This is a genomic window from Peribacillus sp. NPDC055009 (genome assembly GCF_053608705.1).
In genome coordinates this window covers 183438-206779 of record NZ_JBSGVZ010000004.1, presented here as the reverse complement: position 1 = coordinate 206779, position 23342 = coordinate 183438, and the positions used below count along the sequence as shown (strand labels likewise).

The 23342-nt window shown below is 41.4% G+C and carries 25 protein-coding genes; all 25 read right to left on the bottom strand.

Translation table 11 applies throughout. From position 1 onward, the window contains the following. Nucleotides 1-148: 148 nt before the first annotated feature. Nucleotides 149-1441 carry a SpoIVB peptidase gene (gene spoIVB / locus ACWF5P_RS09285; protein ID WP_101222522.1) on the bottom strand — a complete coding sequence of 431 codons (1293 nt, stop codon included), beginning with the start codon at nt 1439-1441 and terminating at the stop codon, nt 149-151. A 161-nt stretch (nt 1442-1602) separates the two neighbouring features. Continuing rightward, a complete protein-coding gene (recN, locus tag ACWF5P_RS09280; RefSeq protein ID WP_101222523.1) occupies nt 1603-3318 on the bottom strand; it encodes a DNA repair protein RecN in 1716 nt (571 codons plus the stop codon). Between the two features lie 22 nt (nt 3319-3340). Further along, nucleotides 3341-3790, bottom strand: a complete 450-nt coding sequence (ahrC, locus tag ACWF5P_RS09275) for a transcriptional regulator AhrC/ArgR (protein ID WP_034308279.1) — start codon at nt 3788-3790, stop codon at nt 3341-3343. Nucleotides 3791-4119: 329 nt separating this feature from the next. After that, nucleotides 4120-4947 carry a TlyA family RNA methyltransferase gene (locus tag ACWF5P_RS09270; RefSeq protein ID WP_230176999.1) on the bottom strand — a complete coding sequence of 276 codons (828 nt, stop codon included), beginning with the start codon at nt 4945-4947 and terminating at the stop codon, nt 4120-4122. Nucleotides 4948-4951: 4 nt separating this feature from the next. Continuing rightward, entirely contained in the window at nt 4952-6844 is a 1893-nt protein-coding gene (gene dxs / locus ACWF5P_RS09265; RefSeq protein ID WP_101223461.1) for a 1-deoxy-D-xylulose-5-phosphate synthase, read from the bottom strand. Nucleotides 6845-7092: 248 nt separating this feature from the next. Further along, complete coding sequence (locus ACWF5P_RS09260) at nt 7093-7986, bottom strand: polyprenyl synthetase family protein (RefSeq protein WP_101222525.1); 894 nt, start codon at nt 7984-7986, stop codon at nt 7093-7095. 1 nt (nt 7987) lies between these two features. Then, the gene (locus ACWF5P_RS09255) at nt 7988-8221 is read right to left on the bottom strand and encodes an exodeoxyribonuclease VII small subunit (protein ID WP_034308286.1); all 234 of its coding nucleotides are present in this window, start codon (nt 8219-8221) and stop codon (nt 7988-7990) included. Further along, on the bottom strand, nt 8218-9570 hold the full coding sequence (gene xseA / locus ACWF5P_RS09250; protein ID WP_101222526.1) for an exodeoxyribonuclease VII large subunit: 1353 nt from the start codon (nt 9568-9570) through the stop codon (nt 8218-8220). Before xseA ends, ACWF5P_RS09255 begins: the two co-directional genes overlap by 4 nt. 129 nt (nt 9571-9699) lie before the next feature. After that, on the bottom strand, nt 9700-10575 hold the full coding sequence (gene folD, locus ACWF5P_RS09245) for a bifunctional methylenetetrahydrofolate dehydrogenase/methenyltetrahydrofolate cyclohydrolase FolD (protein ID WP_101222527.1): 876 nt from the start codon (nt 10573-10575) through the stop codon (nt 9700-9702). Between the two features lie 69 nt (nt 10576-10644). After that, nucleotides 10645-11037: a transcription antitermination factor NusB gene (gene nusB / locus ACWF5P_RS09240; RefSeq protein WP_101222528.1), complete on the bottom strand. Its 393-nt coding sequence runs from the start codon at nt 11035-11037 to the stop codon at nt 10645-10647. 449 nt (nt 11038-11486) lie between these two features. Continuing rightward, nucleotides 11487-11891: an Asp23/Gls24 family envelope stress response protein gene (locus tag ACWF5P_RS09235; protein WP_222620245.1), complete on the bottom strand. Its 405-nt coding sequence runs from the start codon at nt 11889-11891 to the stop codon at nt 11487-11489. Between the two features lie 37 nt (nt 11892-11928). Further along, complete coding sequence (gene accC / locus ACWF5P_RS09230; RefSeq protein WP_101222529.1) at nt 11929-13281, bottom strand: acetyl-CoA carboxylase biotin carboxylase subunit; 1353 nt, start codon at nt 13279-13281, stop codon at nt 11929-11931. Between the two features lie 14 nt (nt 13282-13295). Further along, complete coding sequence (accB, locus tag ACWF5P_RS09225; protein WP_260359030.1) at nt 13296-13787, bottom strand: acetyl-CoA carboxylase biotin carboxyl carrier protein; 492 nt, start codon at nt 13785-13787, stop codon at nt 13296-13298. Between the two features lie 615 nt (nt 13788-14402). Then, entirely contained in the window at nt 14403-14996 is a 594-nt protein-coding gene (locus ACWF5P_RS09220) for a SpoIIIAH-like family protein (RefSeq protein WP_101222531.1), read from the bottom strand. Between the two features lie 14 nt (nt 14997-15010). Further along, entirely contained in the window at nt 15011-15682 is a 672-nt protein-coding gene (gene spoIIIAG / locus ACWF5P_RS09215) for a stage III sporulation protein AG (protein ID WP_260359032.1), read from the bottom strand. A gap of 7 nt (nt 15683-15689) precedes the next feature. Further along, entirely contained in the window at nt 15690-16298 is a 609-nt protein-coding gene (spoIIIAF, locus tag ACWF5P_RS09210; RefSeq protein ID WP_101222533.1) for a stage III sporulation protein AF, read from the bottom strand. Nucleotides 16299-16314: 16 nt separating this feature from the next. Beyond that, nucleotides 16315-17523 carry a stage III sporulation protein AE gene (gene spoIIIAE / locus ACWF5P_RS09205; protein ID WP_101222534.1) on the bottom strand — a complete coding sequence of 403 codons (1209 nt, stop codon included), beginning with the start codon at nt 17521-17523 and terminating at the stop codon, nt 16315-16317. Between the two features lie 33 nt (nt 17524-17556). Continuing rightward, entirely contained in the window at nt 17557-17937 is a 381-nt protein-coding gene (spoIIIAD, locus tag ACWF5P_RS09200) for a stage III sporulation protein AD (protein ID WP_230177096.1), read from the bottom strand. 23 nt (nt 17938-17960) lie between these two features. Next, complete coding sequence (gene spoIIIAC / locus ACWF5P_RS09195) at nt 17961-18164, bottom strand: stage III sporulation protein AC (protein WP_034308319.1); 204 nt, start codon at nt 18162-18164, stop codon at nt 17961-17963. 21 nt (nt 18165-18185) lie between these two features. Further along, entirely contained in the window at nt 18186-18701 is a 516-nt protein-coding gene (gene spoIIIAB, locus ACWF5P_RS09190; RefSeq protein ID WP_434167378.1) for a stage III sporulation protein SpoIIIAB, read from the bottom strand. Further along, nucleotides 18694-19626 (bottom strand): stage III sporulation protein AA, encoded by a 933-nt coding sequence (gene spoIIIAA / locus ACWF5P_RS09185; protein ID WP_101222537.1) that lies wholly within the window; start codon nt 19624-19626, stop codon nt 18694-18696. Before spoIIIAA ends, spoIIIAB begins: the two co-directional genes overlap by 8 nt. A 745-nt stretch (nt 19627-20371) precedes the next feature. Beyond that, on the bottom strand, nt 20372-20929 hold the full coding sequence (gene efp, locus ACWF5P_RS09180) for an elongation factor P (protein ID WP_034308328.1): 558 nt from the start codon (nt 20927-20929) through the stop codon (nt 20372-20374). Between the two features lie 26 nt (nt 20930-20955). Next, a complete protein-coding gene (locus ACWF5P_RS09175; RefSeq protein ID WP_434167379.1) occupies nt 20956-22017 on the bottom strand; it encodes a M24 family metallopeptidase in 1062 nt (353 codons plus the stop codon). Next, nucleotides 22018-22464, bottom strand: coding sequence for a type II 3-dehydroquinate dehydratase (gene aroQ, locus ACWF5P_RS09170; protein ID WP_434169697.1), 447 nt, complete (start codon nt 22462-22464; stop codon nt 22018-22020). 94 nt (nt 22465-22558) lie between these two features. Beyond that, nucleotides 22559-23071, bottom strand: coding sequence for a YqhR family membrane protein (locus ACWF5P_RS09165; RefSeq protein ID WP_101222540.1), 513 nt, complete (start codon nt 23069-23071; stop codon nt 22559-22561). Between the last annotated feature and the right edge of the window lie 271 nt (nt 23072-23342).

Below are 23342 nucleotides of genomic sequence, written 5' to 3'. Positions count from 1 at the left end.
GTCGAAAAATCTTCATTTCGTTATCATTTTATCACATCGTTTCAAAAAAACCTCTATTTTTTGAAGAAATCAATTTAATTCCTACCCAAAATCTATGCTAATCATAACTTTCCATTAAAAAGGGGCATCCAAAAGGATACCCGGATTCTTAGCTTGCCTTTTCATAATTATCTTTGTCGTATATATTAATACCGGCTTCGTTTAACATCCATTCGATATGGACTCCATACCCACTTGTAGGATCATTAACGAATACATGGGTGACTGCACCGATTAATTTCCCATTTTGTATGATAGGACTGCCGCTCATACCTTGAACGATCCCACCCGTTTTTTGAAGCAATTCCTTATCCGTCACTTTTAAGACCATTCCCTTAATTGCAGGGAACTTCTGTGGTATGGAACTGACGATTTCAACATCGAATTCCTCCACTTCAGAACCATCCACCACTGTAAGGATTTTTGCTGGTCCTTCCTTTACCTCATGGGAAAGGGTGATGGGGAGTGGCTTATCGTTAATTCCATTTTTAAAATCTTGATTTAACTTCCCAAAAATTCCAAAGGGACTATTGCGATTGATATTTCCTATTTTTTCTTTATTGGAAGAAAAGCGTGCAAGTTTTTCTCCCGGATCACCATTGCTTCCCTTTTCGATGGATGTGACCGTCGATTGAACAATCTGTCCGTCCTTGACAACAATCGGCTTCTTTGTATCCATATCGGATATGACATGTCCCAAAGCCCCGTATTTTTTCGAATCCGGGTGATAAAACGTCATCGTTCCGATGCCAGCTGCCGAATCACGGATATACAAACCCAATTTGTAAGTTCCTTCATTCTTATCTTTTAGAGGTAATAGGGTACTGTGAAGCACTTCATTATCACGGTTAATGACAAGATTCAACGCCTCACCCTTTTCACCTGCCTGCTGAACAAAAGGGGTTACATCCCCCATCTTCTTTATCGTCTGACCATTGATTTCTGTAATAATATCACCGATTTCAATTTTTGCTTTTTCTCCCGGTGATTTTTTCCCCTGCGCAGTATCAATAAGATGATGACCTACTACGAGAACCCCAAGAGTATTAAGCTTTACTCCAATGGATTGGCCTCCAGGCATGACCTTAAAGTCTTTTAACACCCTGATGTCGACCTTTTTGGCAGGTAAGCCTGCTACATCGAGTAACACTTCATTCGTACCTGGTTTCTCAGCACCAAGTGTAATCGAGGCTTGTTCATCATGAAGCGAAATTCCATCACTGGATCCCGAAGTTTTTGCAGTAACAGGCAATGATTTGGAAATACTATATTGACTTCCTTCAAATAGTACAAGATGATTTGGAATTAAAAAATATTCACGAGATGGCTGGTATAACCCTAATGTTAATAGCGAAACAAGGAGAATTCCACCGATGATCCTGTTTATCCATATAAATTTCAATCCATTCACTCTCCTCGCTCTCTGAAACTTTATGGCTACACCTTTAATTTAGCCCTCATGACAATCATTTATAACAGGTGCAAAAAATAAAAGCTATCCGTTTTTGGATAGCTTTACAATGAATGCTTATGATAAGTTTAAATAATGTTCTTACCGGCCCTTCATGATGTAATCTTCAGCCTTTTGGCCAGCTGGATTAATTCATTAGCATGCTGCTTCGTCAAATCCGTTATCTCGACTCCTGAAATCATCCTGCCGATTTCTTTTACTTTTTCGGTTTCAATTAGCGGCTTGACCGAGGTATTCGTGCGTCCGGCCCTTACATTTTTCGCTATAAAAAGATGGGTATCCGCCATAGCGGCCACTTGTGGCAAATGGGATATGCACAATACTTGTGATCCAGTTGCCACTTTATAGATCTTTTCGGCAATGGATTGTGCAACCCGTCCGCTCACACCTGTGTCAACTTCATCAAATATAATGGATGTTATGCCTTGATGCTTGGAGAAAATGCTTTTCAAAGCCAGCATGATCCTCGACAGTTCTCCCCCAGATGCGATTTTGGATAGAGGTTTTAACGGTTCACCTGGATTGGTGGAAATATAAAATTCCATTGAATCCAGACCTGACTGATTAATGCCCCTATCTGACAATTCATCGAAAGTATAAGCCGTTTGAAGGAAATGTGGTTCGAAAATTGTCTTTTCCATGTATAAATCTTTTAATTCCTGATGGATCTTTTTGGTTAACTGCTGAGCGAATTTCTGGCGAAGTTCAGAAAGATTCTTTGCTTCGACAATTAAATCTGCCTTGATGGATTTCATTTCCTTTTCGAGCTTCGCTATATGGGTTTCCCTATTTTGCAGTTTTTCGACTTCTTCTTCTATAGCGGCTCCATATTCCAGGATTTCCTCGATGGTCCGCCCGTATTTCCGCTTTAATTGATTTATTTCATTAAGGCGGCCTTCAATGAATTCCACACGTTCTGTATCATAATCCAAGGAGTCTAATTGGTCTCGGATGTTTGACACGGCCTCTTCAAGCAGGAAGTAGCTATTTGAAACGGTTTCAGAGCTATTCTTTAAACCCTCATCAAGCCCTGCCGCTTCCTCTAAATTATTCATGGCTACGGAAAGCCAATCAATTGCATGCTGCTCACCATTTAAAGCATTATAACTGGTTTGCAGCGCTTCATGAATTTTTTCGAAATTATTAATTTTCTTCCGCTCTTCCATCAATTCTTCATCTTCGCGTAACTTCAAATCAGCTTTTTGGATTTCATCGAATTGAAATTGGATCAAATCAAGGCGATGGACCATTTGCTGTTCATTTTGGCTCAAGCCATTCAATTGTTTAGAAGCTGTTTCATAACGTTTAAATAGCTTTTGGTATTCAGTGAGCGCAGATGCGATTTTTTCACCGCCGAATTGATCGAGCAGTGGAAGATGGAGTCGTTCATCCATTAATTCCTGATGCTCATGCTGACCATGGATATCTATCAATGTCCGGCCTATCTCGCGTAAAGTGGAAATCGTAACAAGCTTACCATTCACCCTGCAAACGCTTTTGCCGCTTTGTGAGATGTCCCTTCGAAGTATCGCCATCCCATCATTCATATCCAGGCCAAACTCTTCCGCTTTGGCAAAGACCGGGTGTTTTTCATCTTCAATTTGGAATAATCCTTCTATTTCGGCCTTAGACTCTCCATGCCGAATGAACTCTGCTGAACCACGTCCCCCAACCAAAAGATGAACGGCATCTATTATGATTGACTTCCCTGCCCCTGTTTCTCCTGTCAAGACCGTCAAGCCTTTCTCAAATGAAACGGACAGGCTGTCTATGATCGCAAAATTCCTAATCGATAGTTCTGTTAACAAACTAGGTCACCTCACAACATTATTAGAGCATGTCCAAGAATTTGCCGGAAATGATCTTTGCATCTTCCTCAGAACGGCAGATAATCAAACAAGTATCGTCGCCGCCGATCGTCCCGAGTATTTCTTGCCAATTTAAATTATCAATCAATGCGCAGATTGCCTGGGCATTACCTGGGAGCATCTTCATAACCAGTAAATTGTTGGCTGAGTCAATGCGTACAAATGCATCGACAAGGATTCTCTTTAATTTTTGAAGTGGATTGAAGCGCTGGTCGGCCGGCAGACTGTATTTATACCTTCCATCCGTCAATGGAACCTTTACAAGGTGAAGCTCTTTAATATCCCTTGAAACAGTAGCTTGAGTTACATTGTATCCAGCTAATTTCAATTCTTCAACTAACTCATCCTGGGTTTCGATATCATTATTCGTTATGATGTCCCTTATTTTTATATGTCGTTGTCCTTTATTCATAAGTAGAAGCACCTCTTCTCAACTGTTGCTCATATTAATGGTAATTGGTATCACTTTCATTTTTCACTTAAGCAAGCTGCCCCAATATGGGATTGCTTCGTTATCTTCAGTACGTGCAAATAGGCCGCTTTAGAAAGTGGCTAATATTAATGTTATCGGATTTTTATGCAATTGTACAACTTTTTCTCTAAAAATGAATACAAGTCTATTTTTTGTACGTACCTATTTTATGTATGTACCCTTAAATGATTCAAGGGGATTACCACAATGTAAAGTTAAAAAGCTCCTTTAGCCAACCATTCAGCCAAAGGAGCCCATACAAGTTCTAACTATTCTTTTTTAAATTGAGCATGGGCCTCTCCAACGATGTCATCAACCGTTTTCGAAAGCAATATCGCTCCATCATCCTTCGACCCTTGCCAGTGTAAATGAAGTAAGAATTCAATATTCCCATCACCGCCTGTAATCGGTGAGAAGGAGGCATCCTTAATATCATAGCCTTCCTTTATAGAAAAAGAAATGATCTTATCCAATACTTGTTTATGAATTTTGGGATCGCGAACAATCCCCTTTTTACCCACTTGATCCTTTCCAGCTTCGAATTGCGGTTTAACCAATGCAACGACATCACTATTCGGGACGAGCAAGGTCTTTAGCACAGGTAAAATTAACGTAAGCGAGATGAAAGAAACATCAATGCTTGCAAAGTTTGGCATCTCCCCATCGAGATCGGCGGGTGTAACATAACGGAAATTGGTTCGTTCCATTACTTTAACCCGCTCATCCTGCCTGAGCTTCCAGGCAAGTTGATTATAGCCCACATCAAGCGCATATGACATGAGAGCGCCATTTTGCAACGCACAATCCGTGAACCCACCAGTCGAAGAACCGATATCAAGCAGTACTTTCCCATTAACTTGTAAATCGAATTCCCTTAATGCCTTCTCAAGTTTAAGACCGCCTCTTGAAACGTAAGGCATGACTTTTCCTTTGATCGTAAATTCGAGATCGACCGGCACTTTTTCCCCCGGTTTTTCGTACCTTTCTTCATTCGCGTAGACAAGGCCTGCCATGACCATACGCTTCGCTTTTTCACGTGTATCGGCCAAGCCTTGTTCTACAAGTAATACATCTACTCTTTCTTTCATCACTTTCATATTGTCAGGCCCTTTTTTCTTTTTTGGGTGTTATCATTTTAATCTTTTTGATCGCGGTCTCAGTCGTTAAACCGATTTCTTCAAGCAGTTCATCGACACTTCCATGTTCAATGAAATAATCAGGTATCCCCATTCGATCTATAATTGCCCCATAAAATCCTTGATCATGGGCATATTCAAGTACTGAACTACCAAAACCACCTTGAAGAACCGCTTCTTCTATTGTCAAAATCGGCATTTTTTCACCAAGGAGACTGCTTAGCATGTTCTCATCCAAAGGCTTAATGAACCGGGCATTGATCACCTTAACTGAATAATCCTCTTTCTCGAGCAGTTCTGCCGCTTCAAGAGCCATCGGAATCGTTGTACCGAACGTTAAGATGGCAGCATCCGTTCCTTCTTTAAGAACTTCCCACGAACCGATTGGAATCTGCTGTAATTCAGTATCCATCACAACTCCCCAACCATTCCCACGAGGGAAACGCATAGCAATCGGACCATCATTATAGTTTAAGGCCGTATTGACCATATGCTGACCTTCGTTTTCATCTTTCGGCATCATCAATACCATATTCGGTACATGGCGTAAGAAAGCAATGTCGAAAACGCCTTGATGCGTTTCACCATCGGAGCCAACCAATCCGGCACGGTCGATCCCGATGAATACGTTCAAATTCTGACGGCAGATATCATGCACCACCTGGTCATAAGCCCTTTGCAGGAATGTTGAATATATAGCCAGGAAAGGTTTCATTTTTTGCGTTGCCAATCCGGCTGCAAAAGTTGCAGCATGCTGCTCGGCAATCCCTACATCATAGAAACGCTCTGGAAACTCTTGGGAAAAGCCCACCAATTTCGAACCTACGGGCATTGCAGGTGTAATTGCGACAATCCGCTCATCGTCACGTGCTAGCCTGCTGACAGTATCGCTTACAAGAGCGCTCCAAGCAGGACCTTTACTAGGGGATTTCACGAAATCGCCTGTCTCGATTTTGTATGGGCCTGTCCCATGCCAGTTTCCTGTTGTATCCAGCTCGGCAGGTGAATAGCCCTTGCCTTTTTTCGTGATGACATGCAGCAGTACAGGCCCCTTCGTTTTCTTGGCATATCTTAAATTCTCCAGCAATTCTTCATAATTATGACCATCCACTGGTCCTAGGTATGTGAAACCGAGCTCCTCGAAAAAGATTCCTGAAACCAATAAGTACTTCATGCTATCCTTCAGGCGTTCAGCTGTAGCTGCAAGTTTGCCACCGACTGCAGGGATTTTTTTCAAAAGCAGCTCCAATTCATCTTTTGCCCAGTTATATTTGCCTGCTGTACGCAATCTTCCCAATATCGTGTGCAGGGCACCTACGTTAGGGGCTATGGACATTTCATTATCATTCAGGATAACGATCATGTCCTTTTTTTCATCACCGATATGATTTAATGCTTCAAGCGCCATTCCGCCTGTTAGGGCACCGTCCCCGATCACTGGCAAAATAAAACTGTTTTCACCTTTGATATCACGGGCAGCCGCCATTCCCATTGCAGCTGAAAGGGAAGTCGAACTGTGACCGGTTTCCCAAACATCATGGGGGCTTTCAATCATTTTAGGAAAACCGCAAAGACCTTTGTATTTCTTTAAGGTATCGAACTCTCCTGCTCTGCCAGTCAGGATCTTATGGACATAGGATTGATGTCCGACATCCCATAAAATTTTATCATTCGGACTGTCGAATTCTTTATGCAAGGCTATAGTCAACTCGACGACACCTAAATTCGGACCAATATGCCCACCAGTCACCGATAATTTTTCCACAAGGAATTTACGTACTTCCACACTTAACTCGACAAGTTCTTCATTATTCATCTTCTTCAAAAAAGAAGGGTCTTTTATAGATAGAAGATCCAAACAGGACCACTCACTTTCTGTCATTTTCGGTTGTAAGCATAAACAAAGCCTCATAAAAGAAGGCTATGGGGGACTTGACCGAAAAATTGGTTTTAAGTTAAAAAATAGCCGCCAACACCCAGGTGATTTCGGCGGCTTAATATACCTATTTTATCACGTATCTCAATTAAAAAATTCATTATGATTTTCACATATTTTTGCACAATGAGTATACCATAAAACCTCAATTGATAACAAATTTAGCTCAATCAATGGTTACGGTTCGCTATTAAATCGGTTAGTTCATTCAACAAACCCGTTTGTAGGGTTGTTTTTCCTAAAGCGGCATGGGCAAGTTCTATATGATGCTCCAACTTTTCCTTTGCCCCTTGAAGCGTAAGTAAAGAAGGATATGTGCTTTTATGATTACCCACATCACTGCCAACCGGCTTGCCGATCAACTCGACGGACCCTTCAATATCCAGAATATCATCCCGAATTTGAAATGCAAGCCCCAGGTGGTATGCAAAGTCACGTAAATGGAGTTGCTGTTCTTCATTCGCTCCGGATAATATAGCACCGGAAAGGATGCTTGCAGTCAATAACTTCCCTGTTTTATGTTCATGGATATACTCCAATTCCTGAAGGGTCAGCTGTTTATTTTCACCTTCCATATCGGCAACTTGACCTCCAACCATTCCTTCGGCTCCGGCAGACTTCGCAATTTCACTTACAAGGTTCAGCTTCATTTCAGCCGTCACCTCGGGATCGATCATATCCGTCACCAATTGAAAGCTGTATGTAAGAAGCGCGTCACCTGCCAATATTGCAACCGCTTCACCGAACACTTTATGGTTAGTCGGTTTTCCGCGGCGGAGATCATCATCATCCATCGCTGGAAGATCATCATGAATCAAAGAATATGTATGGATCATTTCAATGGCAGCCGCTGCAGGTATCCCGATCCTCAAGCTTTTCCCAAAGGCCTCCAGAACCGCAAAGACCAATAACGGGCGAATCCGTTTACCCCCTGCCTCCAGCGAATAGATCATGGCTTCTTTGACCACTGCCGGTGCTTTAAGTTTATTGACATATTCTACGATTTCCCGTTCTATAACCGTTTTATATTCTTTAGAAAACATTTCAAAGGACGCCGTACCCATGTCATTCTTCCTCCTGTACAGCGAAGTTTTCAAGTTCCCCATCTTCGCGTAAAATTTGAGTCAACTGATCTTCAACAGCCTTAAGCTTTGAATGGCAAAGCCTTGATAAATCCATTCCTTGTTTATATATGGAGATGGCTTCTTCCAAGGGCACATCGCCTTCTTCCAACTGTTCCACAATTTTTTCGAGATTCTCCATCGCTTCTTCAAATGTAGCTTCTTGTTTTTTTGTCATGGTTCAATCCGCTCCTTTATTTCTTTAATTTCACATTCAAGGGTTCCATCTTTAATCGAAACCGCTATCTTATCCCCTTTGGATACTTGCTGTGTACTTTTCACTAATGTCTCATCTTCAGCAAAAACCAATCCATAGCCCCGTTCCATGATTTTTAGTGGACTGAGGGCAGACAAAGTGGCTGTAATATGAACGAATTGCTGTGATTTTTGCCGATAGATGGCTTCCATGGCCCTACGTAAAACCTTTGCATGCTGCTGCAATTCATCTTTCGCATTTTTCACCGCTTGTTCAGGATGCTGCTTTTTCAGAATTTCGTTCAGCTGATTCAGCTCATCTCTCTTTTTCATGAAATATCGCGTGCTGGTCCTCCCTAGCCTGTCCATCGTCTTGTCTAGCTGTTCCAGCTTCTGTTCATACATTTTATGCGGATAACGGAAAGCATAAGACCTCTCCATCCTGGTCAAACGGGTTCGTTCAAAATTGACCGCTTCTTGAATGGAGCGGGTCAACCGATTTTTGCGGTTCATCAGGCGTTCGAGTATTTCATTTAAGTGAGGAACCGCTAACTCCGCTGCACCAGTCGGTGTAGGAGCACGCATATCGGCGACAAAATCAGCAATGGTAAAATCGGTTTCGTGACCGACAGCAGAAATTACCGGTATATCGGAATCATAAATCGATTCAGCCACTATCTCCTCATTAAAGGCCCATAGCTCCTCGATCGACCCGCCGCCCCTTCCAACAATGAGAACATCACTTTCCGCCCTTGCGTTAGCCATTGAAATTGCCTTGGCAATCGATTTAGCGGCATTATTCCCTTGTACAAGTGCCGGATAAACGATAATCCTGGCGATTGGATATCTCCGCTTGATGGTTATCAGGATATCTCTTAATGCAGCTCCGGTCGGAGATGTTATGACTCCTACAGACTTAGGGTACTGCGGGATCGGCTTCTTATGTTCGGCCAAAAACAAACCTGCCGCCTCCAGCTTTTTCTTCAGCTGTTCATAAGCAAGATACAAATCCCCCACACCATCAGGGGCCATGCTTTTCACATAAAGCTGATACTGTCCCCCAGCTTCATATAATGATATATCGCCCTTAACAAGTACCTTCATACCATTTTCGGGCAGGAATTTCATCCCTTTATTATTGGCGGCAAACATAACGGAAAGAAGTCGGGCCTTCTCATCCTTTAAAGTAAAATACATATGTCCGCTTGTATGTTGTTTAAAATTCGAAATTTCACCTTTTATGTATACATTTTGCAAATGGGGGTCGGCATCGAATTTCCTTTTGATGTACTTAGTTAAAGCCGACACACTCAAATATTGTTGGTTGCTCATATATTGTCTCCTTCCGATGGAAATCGGATTTAAAGAAAACTCACCTATGGATCCATGAATGGAAAAAAAGCGGTCTCCCGTTATTATAAAACAAGAGGTCCGCTTCTTTAAAATAATTTAACGTTTTTTTCAGCTTTTTAATGCTTGCTTGTTCAGTTCAAGTGCTTTTTGAGCAGATTTGACCGTATTCTTCATAAGCATCGTAATCGTCATGGGACCAACGCCTTTAGGAACAGGTGTAATGTATGAAGCCTTATTTTTCACTTCATCAAACGCCACATCACCGCAAAGCTTCCCTTCATCATTCCTGTTCATTCCGACGTCAATGACGACTGCGCCTTCTTTAATATGGTCACTCGTGATCGTGTCCCTCTTTCCGACAGCTGCGACAACGACATCGGCTTGCTTGGTATAATATGCAAGATCCTTTGTCCGTGAATGACAGTAAGTAACGGTTGCATTTGCATTCAAGAACAATTGTCCGGCTGGTTTTCCGACGATATTACTTCTCCCTACGATGACAACATGCTTACCTTCAAGGTCATAGTCGATATACTCAAGCATCACCATGACGCCGTATGGGGTACAAGGTAAAAATGCATCCTGTCCCGTCATCATCCGCCCAATATTAATCGGGTGGAAACCATCTACATCCTTTTCAGGGGAAATCGCTTCAATGATCGCTTTTTCCTGAATATGTCCAGGCAATGGCAGCTGCACCAATATACCATGAATGCTGTCATCCTGGTTTAATTCAGCAATGCTCTGAATTAATTCCTCCTGAGAGAGCTCCGCAGGCTTTTTAATTAATACGGAATGCATGCCCAAGTCCTCACAGGCCTTTTGCTTATTGCGCACATAGGTTTGTGATGCTTGATTGTCACCCACCAGGATTACAGCCAAACCTGGAACGATATTTTTTTCACGTAACTGTTGAACTTCCTTACTGATTTCCTGCCTAACTGACTCTGCAATTTCTTTACCATTAATGATTTGAGCTGACATGTGTTTATTCCTCCCAAGTTAATTTTGCTAAAGAAATTGCTGAGAGAATCCTTGCTCAAGGCTGCAGCTTTAGCTGCCGCTTTTCACCTTCACTTTGGATAAAACGGCATTTACAAAGCTGCTCGATTGATCATCACCGAATTTCTTAGCAATTTCAATAGCTTCATTCATTGCAACACTTACAGGAACATCTTCACTGTGAATCATTTCATAAACCGCGATACGCAGTAAATTCCGATCAATGTTCGCCAGTCTTTCCAACGTCCAATTCTCTAAATTGTCCCTGATCATTCCATCAATTTGTTCACGATTTTCCGTTATCCCCATTACTAATTTCTTGAAGTATTCATCAGTAGGAGCACCATCCAGTACGCTTTCCATTGCTTCTTCTGCATTCGAGTTGGCAATATCTATTTGATATAGTGCTTGAAGGGATTTTTCACGGGCTTCTCTTCTTTTCATAATCTTACTCCTTTAACATCTACTATTATATATGAAAATGCTAGAACAAACGAACATTAAATAACATTTTTTCAAAAATATTAAGATTTTCGCTATATTATTAAAAAAATAAGCTAAATCCCACTAAAATTAAGGCCAAAAGACTCAAATATCTTGATTCAGGATAACAATACAAGATTACATTCGGAATTAAACGGCCAACACAGTCCCATACTTTTTGAAAGTGTCAAAAAGCTCATGCCTAGCTTTCATGCTCATATTTCACCTTTTACACTCTAACAGAAATCACCCTTGAATTAAAGGGAAACTTCCAGACACCGCCTTATTATGTTCATTTAAATTTAATATTATAAGCAGGCCTCAAAAACGGGGTATCTGGAGTTAACATTCAAAAAAACAAAAACCCGGCTTTTGCCGGGTTTTTGCAGGTGCGAATCGAATGAAGCCACTTACACTTCTTGTTCGTAATCCGCTTCTTGTTTAGCGTTTTCAAACGCAATGCCCACTACATGAATGTTCACTTCGCCCGCGTCGATAGCGGTCATATTCAACAAAGCTTCACGAATGTTATCTTGCACTTCCTGAGCAACTTTCGGAATTGAAACACCAAACTTCATGACACAATAAAGTTCGACTTTGATGGATTCTCCCGTTAAGTCCACTTTAACACCTTTACCGTGGTTCTTTTTCCCAAGCTTTTCAACAACACCCGTGGCGAAATTCCCGCGCATATGTGCAACACCTTCAACTTCCGATGCAGCGATACCCGCAATCACCTCTATTACCTCAGGTGCGATCTCCACTTTGCCCAGCCCACTATTATAATCATTCATTTCGAGTAATTGGCCTTCCATTTCACTCATTCAAAAGCACCTCCTGTCTTCCTTTACATTATGAGTTCATTACATCATATATTTCAAGGAATTTGGTATTAAATTCTCCGGAAACAAATTGTTCATGCTGAAGTAACTTAATATGGAAAGGAATTGTGGTACTGATCCCTTCAATGACAAACTCACCTAAGGCGCGTTTCATCTTTTCGATTGCCTCTTCCCTAGTAGGTGCATGGACAATCAATTTAGCGATCATGGAATCGTAATACGGCGGTATCGAGTACCCAGGGTATGCCGCGGAATCAACACGAACTCCGTAGCCGCCTGGCGGTAAATACATTTGAATCTTACCTGCGGAAGGCATGAAATTCTTTTCTGGATTTTCAGCATTGATCCGGCATTCGATAGACCATCCGTTATAAGTGACATCCTCTTGCGAAAGCGATAGTTTGCTGCCTGAAGCAACTTTGATCTGTTCTTTAATCAAATCCACGCCCGTTACCATTTCTGTAACAGGGTGTTCAACCTGGATACGTGTATTCATTTCCATAAAGTAGTATTTTCTATTCACATAGTCATAAATAAATTCTACTGTTCCGGCACCTGAATAATTAACGGCAAGTGCTGCCGTTACTGCAGCCTGCCCCATTTCCGCACGTGTTTCACCATCCAATGCCGGTGAAGGGGTTTCTTCAACAAGCTTTTGCAAACGTCGCTGGACCGTACAATCACGCTCACCTAAATGGATGGCATTGCCATGATTATCTGCCATGACCTGTATTTCAACGTGTCGGAAGTCCTCGATGAACTTTTCAATATACACGCCTGGATTCCCAAATGCCGTCGCGGCTTCCTGTTGTGTGATGTTAATGCCTTTAATGAGCTCTTCTTCCGTCCTTGCGACGCGGATACCTTTACCGCCCCCGCCGGCAGTAGCTTTGATGATGACTGGATAGCCCATTTCATTAGCTAAAGCTACACCCTCATCCGTATCCTTGATTATGCCTTTAGAACCTGGAACGATCGGTACACCAGCTTTACGCATGGTTTCCCTTGCTACGTCCTTTGTTCCCATTTTATTGATAGCTTCGGGGCTAGGACCGATGAAAATGATATTGCATTCACGGCATAGCTCAGCAAAGTCAGCATTTTCAGCAAGGAAGCCATATCCTGGGTGAATCGCATCGGATCCGGTTTTCTTGGCTGTGCTGATAATGTTCGTTGTATTTAAATAACTGTCTTTTGATAATTTAGGACCGATGCAATATGCTTCATCCGCAAGCTGGACATGTAATGCTTCTTTATCAGCTTCTGAATAGACCGCAACAGTCTCGATTCCTAATTCCTTGCATGCCCGGATGATTCGGACAGCAATTTCCCCGCGATTGGCAATTAATACCTTTTTAATCATTTAGAAACAGCTCCTCATTCCGGCTTTACTAAAAATAATGGTTGACCATATTCTACAAGCTGGCCTTCTTTTACAAGGACTTCAACGATTTCACCGCTTACTTCGGCTTCGATTTCATTGAAAAGCTTCATGGCTTCCACGATGCAGACGATGGAATCCCCCGTTACTTTATCACCTGTTTTTACGTATGCAGGTGAATCCGGTGCAGGAGATTGGTAGAATGTCCCAACCATCGGAGAAGTGATTTTATGTAAATTTTCAGTGTCTGCTGCAGCCGGTTTTGCAGGTTCAACAGCTTTCGGCACTTCAGGGGCAGGGGCCGCTGCGGGCTTGACCTCTACAGCTGCATTGGTTTGAACAACTGCTGGAGCTGCTGCTTGTTGTAATACTGTACCCGTTTCAGTTTTTTTCAATTTAATTTTCGTTCCTTCATTTTCAAAAACGAATTCACTGATATTTGATTGATCGACTAGCTTAATAATTTCACGAATTTCTTGCACTTTCATTTTGTGGCACCCCTTGTCTAATTTAATATGAGTTTGTGAGGCAATAATATTTTATGTAACCTTACCCTTAGCTTATCCTACTTTGTCCAATACTGCACAAAGTAGCCGCCTTCTTTATGCGAATGCGAATAAACTGAATACAAACCTCATCTGTATTATAACAGATATTTCACTTTCTCAAAATATTGTTTCCCTTAGAGAATTGAAAAGTTTATGACCAGCTTCTAACATCATACAATATTAGCTTATACAAATTCAATGATAGATTAGTTGTAACTTGTTATCCATACTTTTATATTACACCTTTATTATAATATTGTGAATATTTTTCAACTGGGGCACCTTAACGCTTTCTCTTGAATTTTGCATTTCATTCGTAGAAAATCAGCAATAATATCCACTATAATTACTTTTCTAGAATATTACGGAGGATCATTATCACCGATTCTATTTGAGTTCCTGATATCAATTGACATAAAAAAACTTTTCCTCTAAAGTTTCCCGGATTAAGCTATTTAAAAAAATCATAATAAAAAGCCTCCCTTTTTTTATTAAGGAGGGCTTTCTAATTTTTAGGATGTTGCACTGTTCTGTATCAGCGTTCTGTATGTGTCATCACTTTTCCGGTTGGAAGTCGACCACTACATTTTGCGCATCGCTCACTTCTTTCCTTACGAGGCGGATAATGTTATTAGCCTCTGTTTTCGTTTGTTTATCGGCCTTGACACTCACCTTTACATCCGTTCCGTCCACCCTGACCAGTGCGGCATTGTAATCCATGGCAACAATTAAGTTTTCGATGATATTTTCTTTTACTTTCGTTTCACTTAATTGTTCGATTTTTGCATAAGCCTCGTCTCGTTCTTCAGCTGATAATTCTGTGTTGCCCATCTTTGCAGTCAATTCTTCATTCAGCTTCGCCCGTTCATCTTCAATCTGCATCCTTAAAGATTCGAACTCATCTCCAGATGCAATGGTTACAGAGGAACCTTCTGTATTTTTGGACGTTTCTTTTTCACTTTTAGTTTCCCCTTTTGTATCCGCTTTGTTCTCTGTTTTGCTTTCAGTTTTATTTTCTTTCTGTTCCATTTGCTCTGTTGACGTCATATCGGCGGCATTTTCTTCCGGAGCTGTTAAATAATAGACTGAAAGCACAACGACCAAACTTAGCATAGTCAATAACCAAACGGTTTGTTTTTTTAATAACATGTAGATTTTCCCCCTTATTTTTTAGGCATGACAGAAACCCTATGACTCGGTACATCAAGTGAGCGTGTGACAGCCTCGATGATCCACTTCTTTATTTGAATGTTTTCGGCCCCTTTTGCGACTACCAGGACTCCTCGTACACTAGGTTTTTTCGTTTCCGAAATGATCGGTCCTTCTTTCTCACCGCTCTTGACCAAAACGAGCTGTTCATCAACCGATGTGTCTTCGACCGTCCTTTTGCCGCCTTCCTGGTCGGTTTCTTCGGTGACTTGTTTTTGGGTGACTTTGTTTCGTTCATATACTTTCTTCTCGGATGCATCGACGTAGATTACGACTTTTACATCCTGGACACCTGCAATGGATTCAAGCGCTTCCTTCATTTCATTCTGTAGATATATTTCATAGTCTTTTGTAGTCTTGAATTCTGATTTCTTCTGACCGAATGTTTCGACATCCTCTTCATCATCCTGCTGTTTATCATTATTGAATACAGTCGTCACTTCAGATGTTTGTCCCGTCTGGTTGGTGGTTAACAAATTCCCGGCCATCATGATTCCCGATCCCAAAAGGACAACTATTAGAGCATAGACATACAGGGAAGGTTTTTTTTCCTTAGGCTCTTTTTGGTCAGGGTCTTTATTTAATAGTTTTTGCAGCCAGGATAATGGACCTTTGTCTTTGTTCAATACTCAGTCACTTCCTTTCCCCGGCGATTTCAATGATCTCTTCATCAACGGACCAACTTGTTGCCAGAAACCTTTTGACAGCATCCAGATTGGCATCATTTGAAGTGGATGGGCTATCTGCATTGATATCAACCTTCGCTACTGCCTCTATCTCCGAGTTTTCTTTCCCTTCTGCCTTTTCCAATGAGATGGTTATGTTCTGCAGATCATCAACACCAGGTTCTTCCTCATTCTTGACCCCTACATCAATTGAACTAATCTTCATGTTATAATCCACCATCAGCTCCTCTTCCACTTCTGTCTGTAATTGGACAGCCATTTGTTCTAAAATATATGCACCCTGTGCTGCTTGTATTTCTTTTTTCTTCATTTCTGTCAAATTTCCTAAATCTTTTTTTTTCTGATCCTCAAATTCACTAGTAGCCGCAGAGAGGATTTCGTCGAAGTCCTTATTGAATAATCCCAATATAGGAGTGATGATGATCGCAATCAGTAAAAGTCCGATTACCATTTTGGCATACTTTTGTAAAGCCGAATTCGGAAGAAGCATATCGATCACAGTAGCCAGCAATACAAATATGATGATGTTGGATACCCAGCCAGCTAAAAAACTCACCAAGCCCTCCTCCTTTCTAACGAACCATCAAGGTAATGTTTCCAGAGGCGATAATTACCGTGATACTTAAAAAAAACATGAGTGAGACAATGGCCAATGCAGCGAAAATATAAATCATGCTTTTACTAATAATGTCTAGGCATTTTATTACAGGTCCTCCGCCAAGCGGCTGCAAAAGGCTCGCTGCCAATTTATAGACAAAAGAAATCATCAGGATTTTTATGGCGGGAAACGTGGTAATGAGCAAGAGTATGATGACGCCAGACAAGCCGACTGTATTCTTCAATAGAACGGAGGCACTTATGACCGTATCCGTTGCATCGGTAAACATGCGCCCTATTACCGGTATAAAGTTACCTGTCACGAATTTGGCCGTCCTGATCGTCACTCCGTCAGCTACAGCAGATGATGCCCCTTGAACGGATATCACACCAAGAAATATGGTCATGAAAGCCCCAAGGATACCGATAGCAAAATTACGGAGAAGCTGTGCCAGCTGTGTCACTTTGTAATGTTCCGTCAGCGTACTGACAATGCTTAAAATCGCTGCAAAGAATAATAACGGAAGGACGACAAACTGGATCAAGATACCGCTTGTATTCATCAAAAACATCAAAACCGGATGAAAGAAAGCTGCCGATACAAGTCCCCCTGAAGCAGCTATCAATGCCAAGAGTAAAGGGATGAGTGCCATTAAAAAGGAAATCATCAAATCTATCGTATCTTTTGTATATTCAATCGCCACATGAAAACTGTTAAGGGCCAAAATGATCAGCACCATATAAACGATTGCATAAGCGACCTTACTCACTGAGCTTTGCTCGAACGCATTCTGCAAAGACTGAAGGAACATGCTGAAAACGGTTAATAAAATGAGTGATCCCAGCAGCTTTCCATTCACGAGCAGTTCATGAAAAATGAATTTTGTCATTCCCTTCATCCATTGCTCAAAGGAAAATTTCTTGTCGCCGCTTACGAAGTCCATAAAGCTCCCTTTCTGGCTTTCCGGTAGAAATCCTCCATATTCCGTAACGATGTCATCCCAATATTGTTTGAGCTCATCGACACCCAGCCTTTCTATTTGGGCTTGTACCAGCTCGGACTGCATGATGGGCTCTTGTTCGATTTCACCATTTTCAGGATTTTCGGCAGCTTGTCCAATAGATGCATGCAAAAAAAAGAGTAAAACGAATAGAATGGATAAGTAAGGCATCCGCTGCTTCATACATTCACCTCATTGACTAGTAGGAGTAATCCGTTAACTTGGAAGCATCTGTATAATCGTTTCGATAATGACCGTTAAAATCGGAATCGCCATGGCAAGTATCAAGATTTTTCCGCTTAATTCTATTTTGGAAGCGAGGGAACCTTGCCCTGCATCTTTTGTAATTTGAGAAGCGAATTCTGCAATATAGGCAATTCCGATTATTTTTAAGATGGTCTCTAGATACACGGTATTTACATTTGCATTAACCGCAATTTTTTCTAACATTAAAATAATTTCGTATATTTTGTCAGCTAAAAAAAGAAAAATGGAACATCCTACAAAAACGACAAGCAGGAATGCTAAATTTGGTTTTTGCTCTTTGACGATCAATGCCAAGAAGGTGGCAACTAGGGCAATGGCCACGATTTTTATGATTTCAATCGCGAATCCCTCCCTTACTGAAATAGAAATACAGATTTAATTTTTTGAAATAAATCCTCTACTACAGAAGCTACCATGAATAAAATATAGATGAATCCGAAAAGTGTCACCCACTGGGCATATTCCTTCTTCCCAACCTGATCGAGTATCGTGTGAAGAAATGCCACTACTAGCCCCACACCCGCTATTTTAAATATGATGTCCACATCAATGCCCATTTTCATTCCCCCCACATATTCCTACATCAGCAAGATGATCAATAATAGCCCTGATAAAAAACCAAGACTTTTCATCATTTTTTCATATTTCCCCTGTCGGTCGAGTGCATCGCTCTCTTCCCGTTCCAAGTGTGCCATCGTTAGCATGATTTGCTTTTGCTGATGATATTTATCGCTTTTTCCAAGCGTCTCCCCAAACTGTGAAAGAATCTCGAATTCTCCCTGTTTTAAAGCAAGGGATTGCCATATTTTCTTCAAACTATCATTCCATGCTTCCTTGACGGTGGTCTCTCCGGACTCGAGCCGGTTTGCAAATGCATCGAAAAAGATGGATAAAGGTTTGGCCATCTGTTTAGAAAGTTTCCTCGCCGCTTCTTTCAAAGGTGTATGACCAAACATTATTTCGGCTTCAAGCGATTGCATGGCGACTTTCAGCTGTCTCAGTTGACGAGGCCTCATACTTAATTTTTTCGCAGCCTCGAAACCTGCCCATGTCGTTGCAATAATAATGATCGCAGCTCCTATTAACTTAAACATGCGGGTTCACACCTTCCCCTAAGAAAATGGGAACTCCAGCAGCATCAAGGACTTTGTAGCTCCTCTTACCTGATTTACATCTCTGTAATTCTATAAAACGTTCAAAGATGTTTTGCTTTAATATTTCGGCTATAAAAGGTCGCTTCTTAATTTCATCCAGTGTATGGCCATGTGTAGTTATCATGAGTTTAATACCTGCGTTCACCGCTTCCAGCACAGCCTGCGTATCCGCCGCGCGGCCTATTTCATCCACGATCAATACATCCGGGGACATCGAACGGATCATCATCATCATCCCTTCCGCTTTAGGACATCCATCGAGCACATCAACCCTTGTTCCAAATTGGAGCTGCGGCACTCCATGAACACATCCGGCAATTTCCGAGCGCTCGTCCACTATCCCCACCTTTTGAGGGGCAATGCCGTGTTTTTCATTACCACTGGATATCATTCTTGCAATATCACGTAATATGGTCGTTTTTCCCGTTTGCGGAGCACCGATCAACATTGTATGCTGCCATTCCCCGTCATATAAGTAAGAAGTGAGCGGTTCAGCTGCACCTATTTTTTCACGTGCAACCCGAATATTGAAGGAGGAAATATCCCTGATCGCTTTGACAGATCCATTTTCCAAAATCACCTTGCCAGCAAGCCCCACCCGATGTCCGCCTGCTATGGTTATATAACCTCGCTTTAATTCTTCCTCAAGTGTATATAACGAAAATTGACCTATTTGATTCAATAATTGATCCGCATCCGAATGGGTCACTTCATAGGAAAAGAAGTATGGTTCCCCACCTACAATGACCTCAAGCGGCCTTCCAACCCGAATTCTCAGCTCTTCCATCTTATCGATCATCATCGGTGTCATACCCCGGAGTTGCTCACATATTTTTTTCGGTAAAAAAGAAAGAATCGTTTCCATTTTGACAATCCTCCTGTATACACCACTTTCAATAAAATATATGCCGACCAGCCTGCAATGATGACAGGCTATTAAAGAAACAGACCATTTATTGATTTTTTTATACTTCGGGGTCTAAAAAACACACAAAAAAAAGCCGAGAAATTAATCTCGGTCTCAGGCTGTAAAAAAATTCGAACAAAGCGAGTTTGCCCACAGGTTTTTATGGCTTGTACAATTTAGAAGTTGATTATAACGTAGGGGCACTCGCTTTCCGCTGGCGGTCCGCCCTTGGCGGCATTGCCGCCTGTGGGTTCTCACCTGGACGCGGTTTTCCCGCAGGAGTCTCGAACACCCGCTCCAATCAACTTTTTTTAACTTTTAGATAGATCCCTTTTACCTAAAGTCTTTATTGTTTTAAAATAGAATTATTAAAACTTGAGTGATGTGTTTTCTTTTTTAACATGATTCTATTCAGCGAGATCAGCTTGAAATGATTACTTTAGACCAACTGGTTCCAGCTTGTAAAATGGAGATTTAAAGTACACAACAACAAATAAAAAGGGCTATCGTGAGTACAAATCCTACAGTGTACAGAAAATAAAGACCATCAGATAGTGGTGACACGCCATATTCGGCAAGAATATATGGAATCATCTGCGTCATCAAGTCAAATCCACTAAAAAATCAAAAAGGTTTCGGAATGAGTCCATTCCGAAACCTTTTTGTCTACAAACTGAAACCGAGATCTTCACCTCGGTCTTCTTTATGCACGTGATACGTATGATCCTTCATTTGTATTGATCAATAGTTTGTCACCTTGGTTGATGAAGAATGGAACTTGAACCGAAAGGCCCGTCTCAAGTACGGCTGACTTCGTGCCGCCTGAAGATGTATCGCCTTTAATTCCCGGCTCCGTTTCCGCCACTTCAAGTTCCACTGTGTTTGGAAGCTCGACCCCAAGTGTTTCCGCTTGGAAAGTCATGATATGAACTTCCATATTTTCCTTAAGAAATTTAAGTTCACGTTCAATACTTGATGCAGGCAGCTCGATTTGGTCATATGTTTCGTTATCCATGAATACATGGCTATCCCCACTTGCATAAAGGTACTGCATCTTACGGTTTTCGATATGTGCTTTAGCGACTTTTTCACCAGCACGGAATGTTTTCTCTTGGATTGAACCCGTACGAAGGTTACGAAGTTTAGAACGTACAAAAGCTGCACCTTTACCAGGTTTAACGTGTTGGAACTCGATAACCTGCCAAATTCCATTATCTACTTCAATCGTAACACCCGTGCGAAAATCGTTTACAGAAATCATAAATTTGTCCTCCTACATGTACATGTTTACAGAATGATTAACTCTTTGGTTGAATGGGTAAGTGCTTCGTTACCATCAAGTGTAACGATTGTATCATCTTCAATCCGCACTCCGCCTACCCCCGGTAAGTAAATGCCCGGTTCAACGGTTACGGCCATACCTGGTTCTAAAATGATATCCGACCTAAAGGATAATGCTGGACCTTCATGAACTTCAAGTCCGATTCCATGTCCGGTCGAATGTCCAAAATACTGCCCATATCCCTTTTCTTCAATTAGATTTCGAGTTAGTGCATCCGCTTCCTTGCCAGTCATACCAGGTTTAATCCCAGCCATTCCTCGCAGTTGAGCTTCTAAAACAATGTCATAAATATTAATAAGTTCTTCACTTGGCTTGCCAACCGCTAATGTCCGAGTGATGTCAGACACATACCCATTATAGTATGCCCCGTAATCCAATGTGACGAAATCGCCTTTTTCAATGATTTTATCCGTAGCCACTCCATGCGGAAGCGCGGACCTTAAGCCGGATGCTACAATAATATCGAAGGAAGAAGATGTTGCGCCTTGTTTCCTCATAAAGAACTCAAGTTCATTGGATACATCCAGTTCCGAGATCCCTGGACGCAGGAAATCCAGAATATGTGTAAACGCAGCATCAGCAATAGCAGCCGCTTCCTTTAATATCTTAATCTCTGATGAAGTCTTTATCAAGCGTAAATTCTCAATTACCCCCGACACCGGCAAAAGTTGACCATCAATGGCCGCTTCGTATGCCTTATATGTAGCATAAGTCAGGTGTTCTTGCTCAAAGCCCAGCTTGCCGATATTCATCGCTTTAGCCTGCTTGCCGACTTCTTCGATGATGGTTCCTTTGTGTTGAACGATCTCATAGTCCGGCGCTTGCTTGCCCGCTTGTTCCACGTATCTGAAATCAGTGATGAATTTAGCTTCTTTTTGGGAAATAAGTACAACACCTGCACTTCCCGTAAAGTTGGTCATGAATCGACGGTTATATGTACTGGTAATCAAAAAACCATCAATGCCCGTCTTTTCCATTGAGGCTCTTAAGCGCATTAGTTTATTCATTTAATTTCTCCCCTTTGCAATCTTTGTGATCGCCTGCAACGCCAATTCATATCCGTGTATCCCCAAGCCGACAATCTGTCCCGCCGTTACCGGTGCGGTCACTGATTCATGCCGAAAGCTTTCACGGGCATGTATGTTCGAAATATGCACTTCCACCACTGGAACATCAATTCCGGCTATTGCATCACGAATCGCATAGCTATAATGAGTAAAAGCTCCAGGATTAATGATAATCCCGTCGATCCCATGATCCTCCGACCAATGGAGCTTGTCGATAATCGCTCCTTCATGGTTAGTTTGAAAAGAAGTCAATTCCACATCTAGCCCTTGAGCTTGCTTCATTAATTGCGCTTCCACATCCGCAAGCGTCGAGGATCCATAATGCGCAGGTTCACGCTTCCCCAAGCGATTTAAATTCGGACCATTGATTAGTAAGATTTTTGTCATCATCAAACACCTGCTCATGTTAAAAGAATGCTTTCCATGAACATTCTATCATAATTGCAAATTGTCTTACTACTTTTTTACAACCAAGAAGCAATCAGCTTTCCGATTGCTTCTCGGCTTTGTTTTTTTGACGGATATATTCCTGTTGATCGTATGATATAGAAAACCCTACAAAAAGACCGTATATAATAAAAATGCATACACTTGTTATAACCGTATTTGCTGACATTTTAGAAAAGGTTGGCAAATCGACGAACATCGGTTTCAGGATAAATACCAGCAAAGCCCAGCAAACCACCCCCAAAATAATACCCGGAAAAATACTCTTCATCCTTTTAAAAAGACTATAGTATATAAAAGCGATCCCCACGGATAGAATTCCGAACAAAATTATGGTCATTACCGTACCAAGCCAATGATCGATCCAGGTCATATTGGACCACGAGGTAAGTATGAATTTTGGGCTAAAATCCATAAAGTTAATATAATGGGCTATGATTCCGATAAAACTGGCTAAAGCCCCCCCAACAAAACCGACAGCAAGTACATTGTAGATTAACATGCTTTGATATTCCTGTTGAATTTGTCCTTTTTCATTAGAAGACATATCAATCACCTCCGCTACGTAGTATGCCCTTTGTTAAATAGAACTATTTTTTTTTATTTTTAGGAAGGAGAATCACTAGAGGTTTTGTTATTTATTCTGTATGATTAAATCATAAATAATCTGCTTTTTTCAGAGGAAAATACACATCCTCTGTTGAAATTTATAATGTACACGGGATACTACCTTCCTGTGATTCAACATTCATAAAGTAATTGCAGGGTTAAAGCTTCCATTCAATTTTGGAGGAGCGCCTTTACCCTTGTGATGCTTG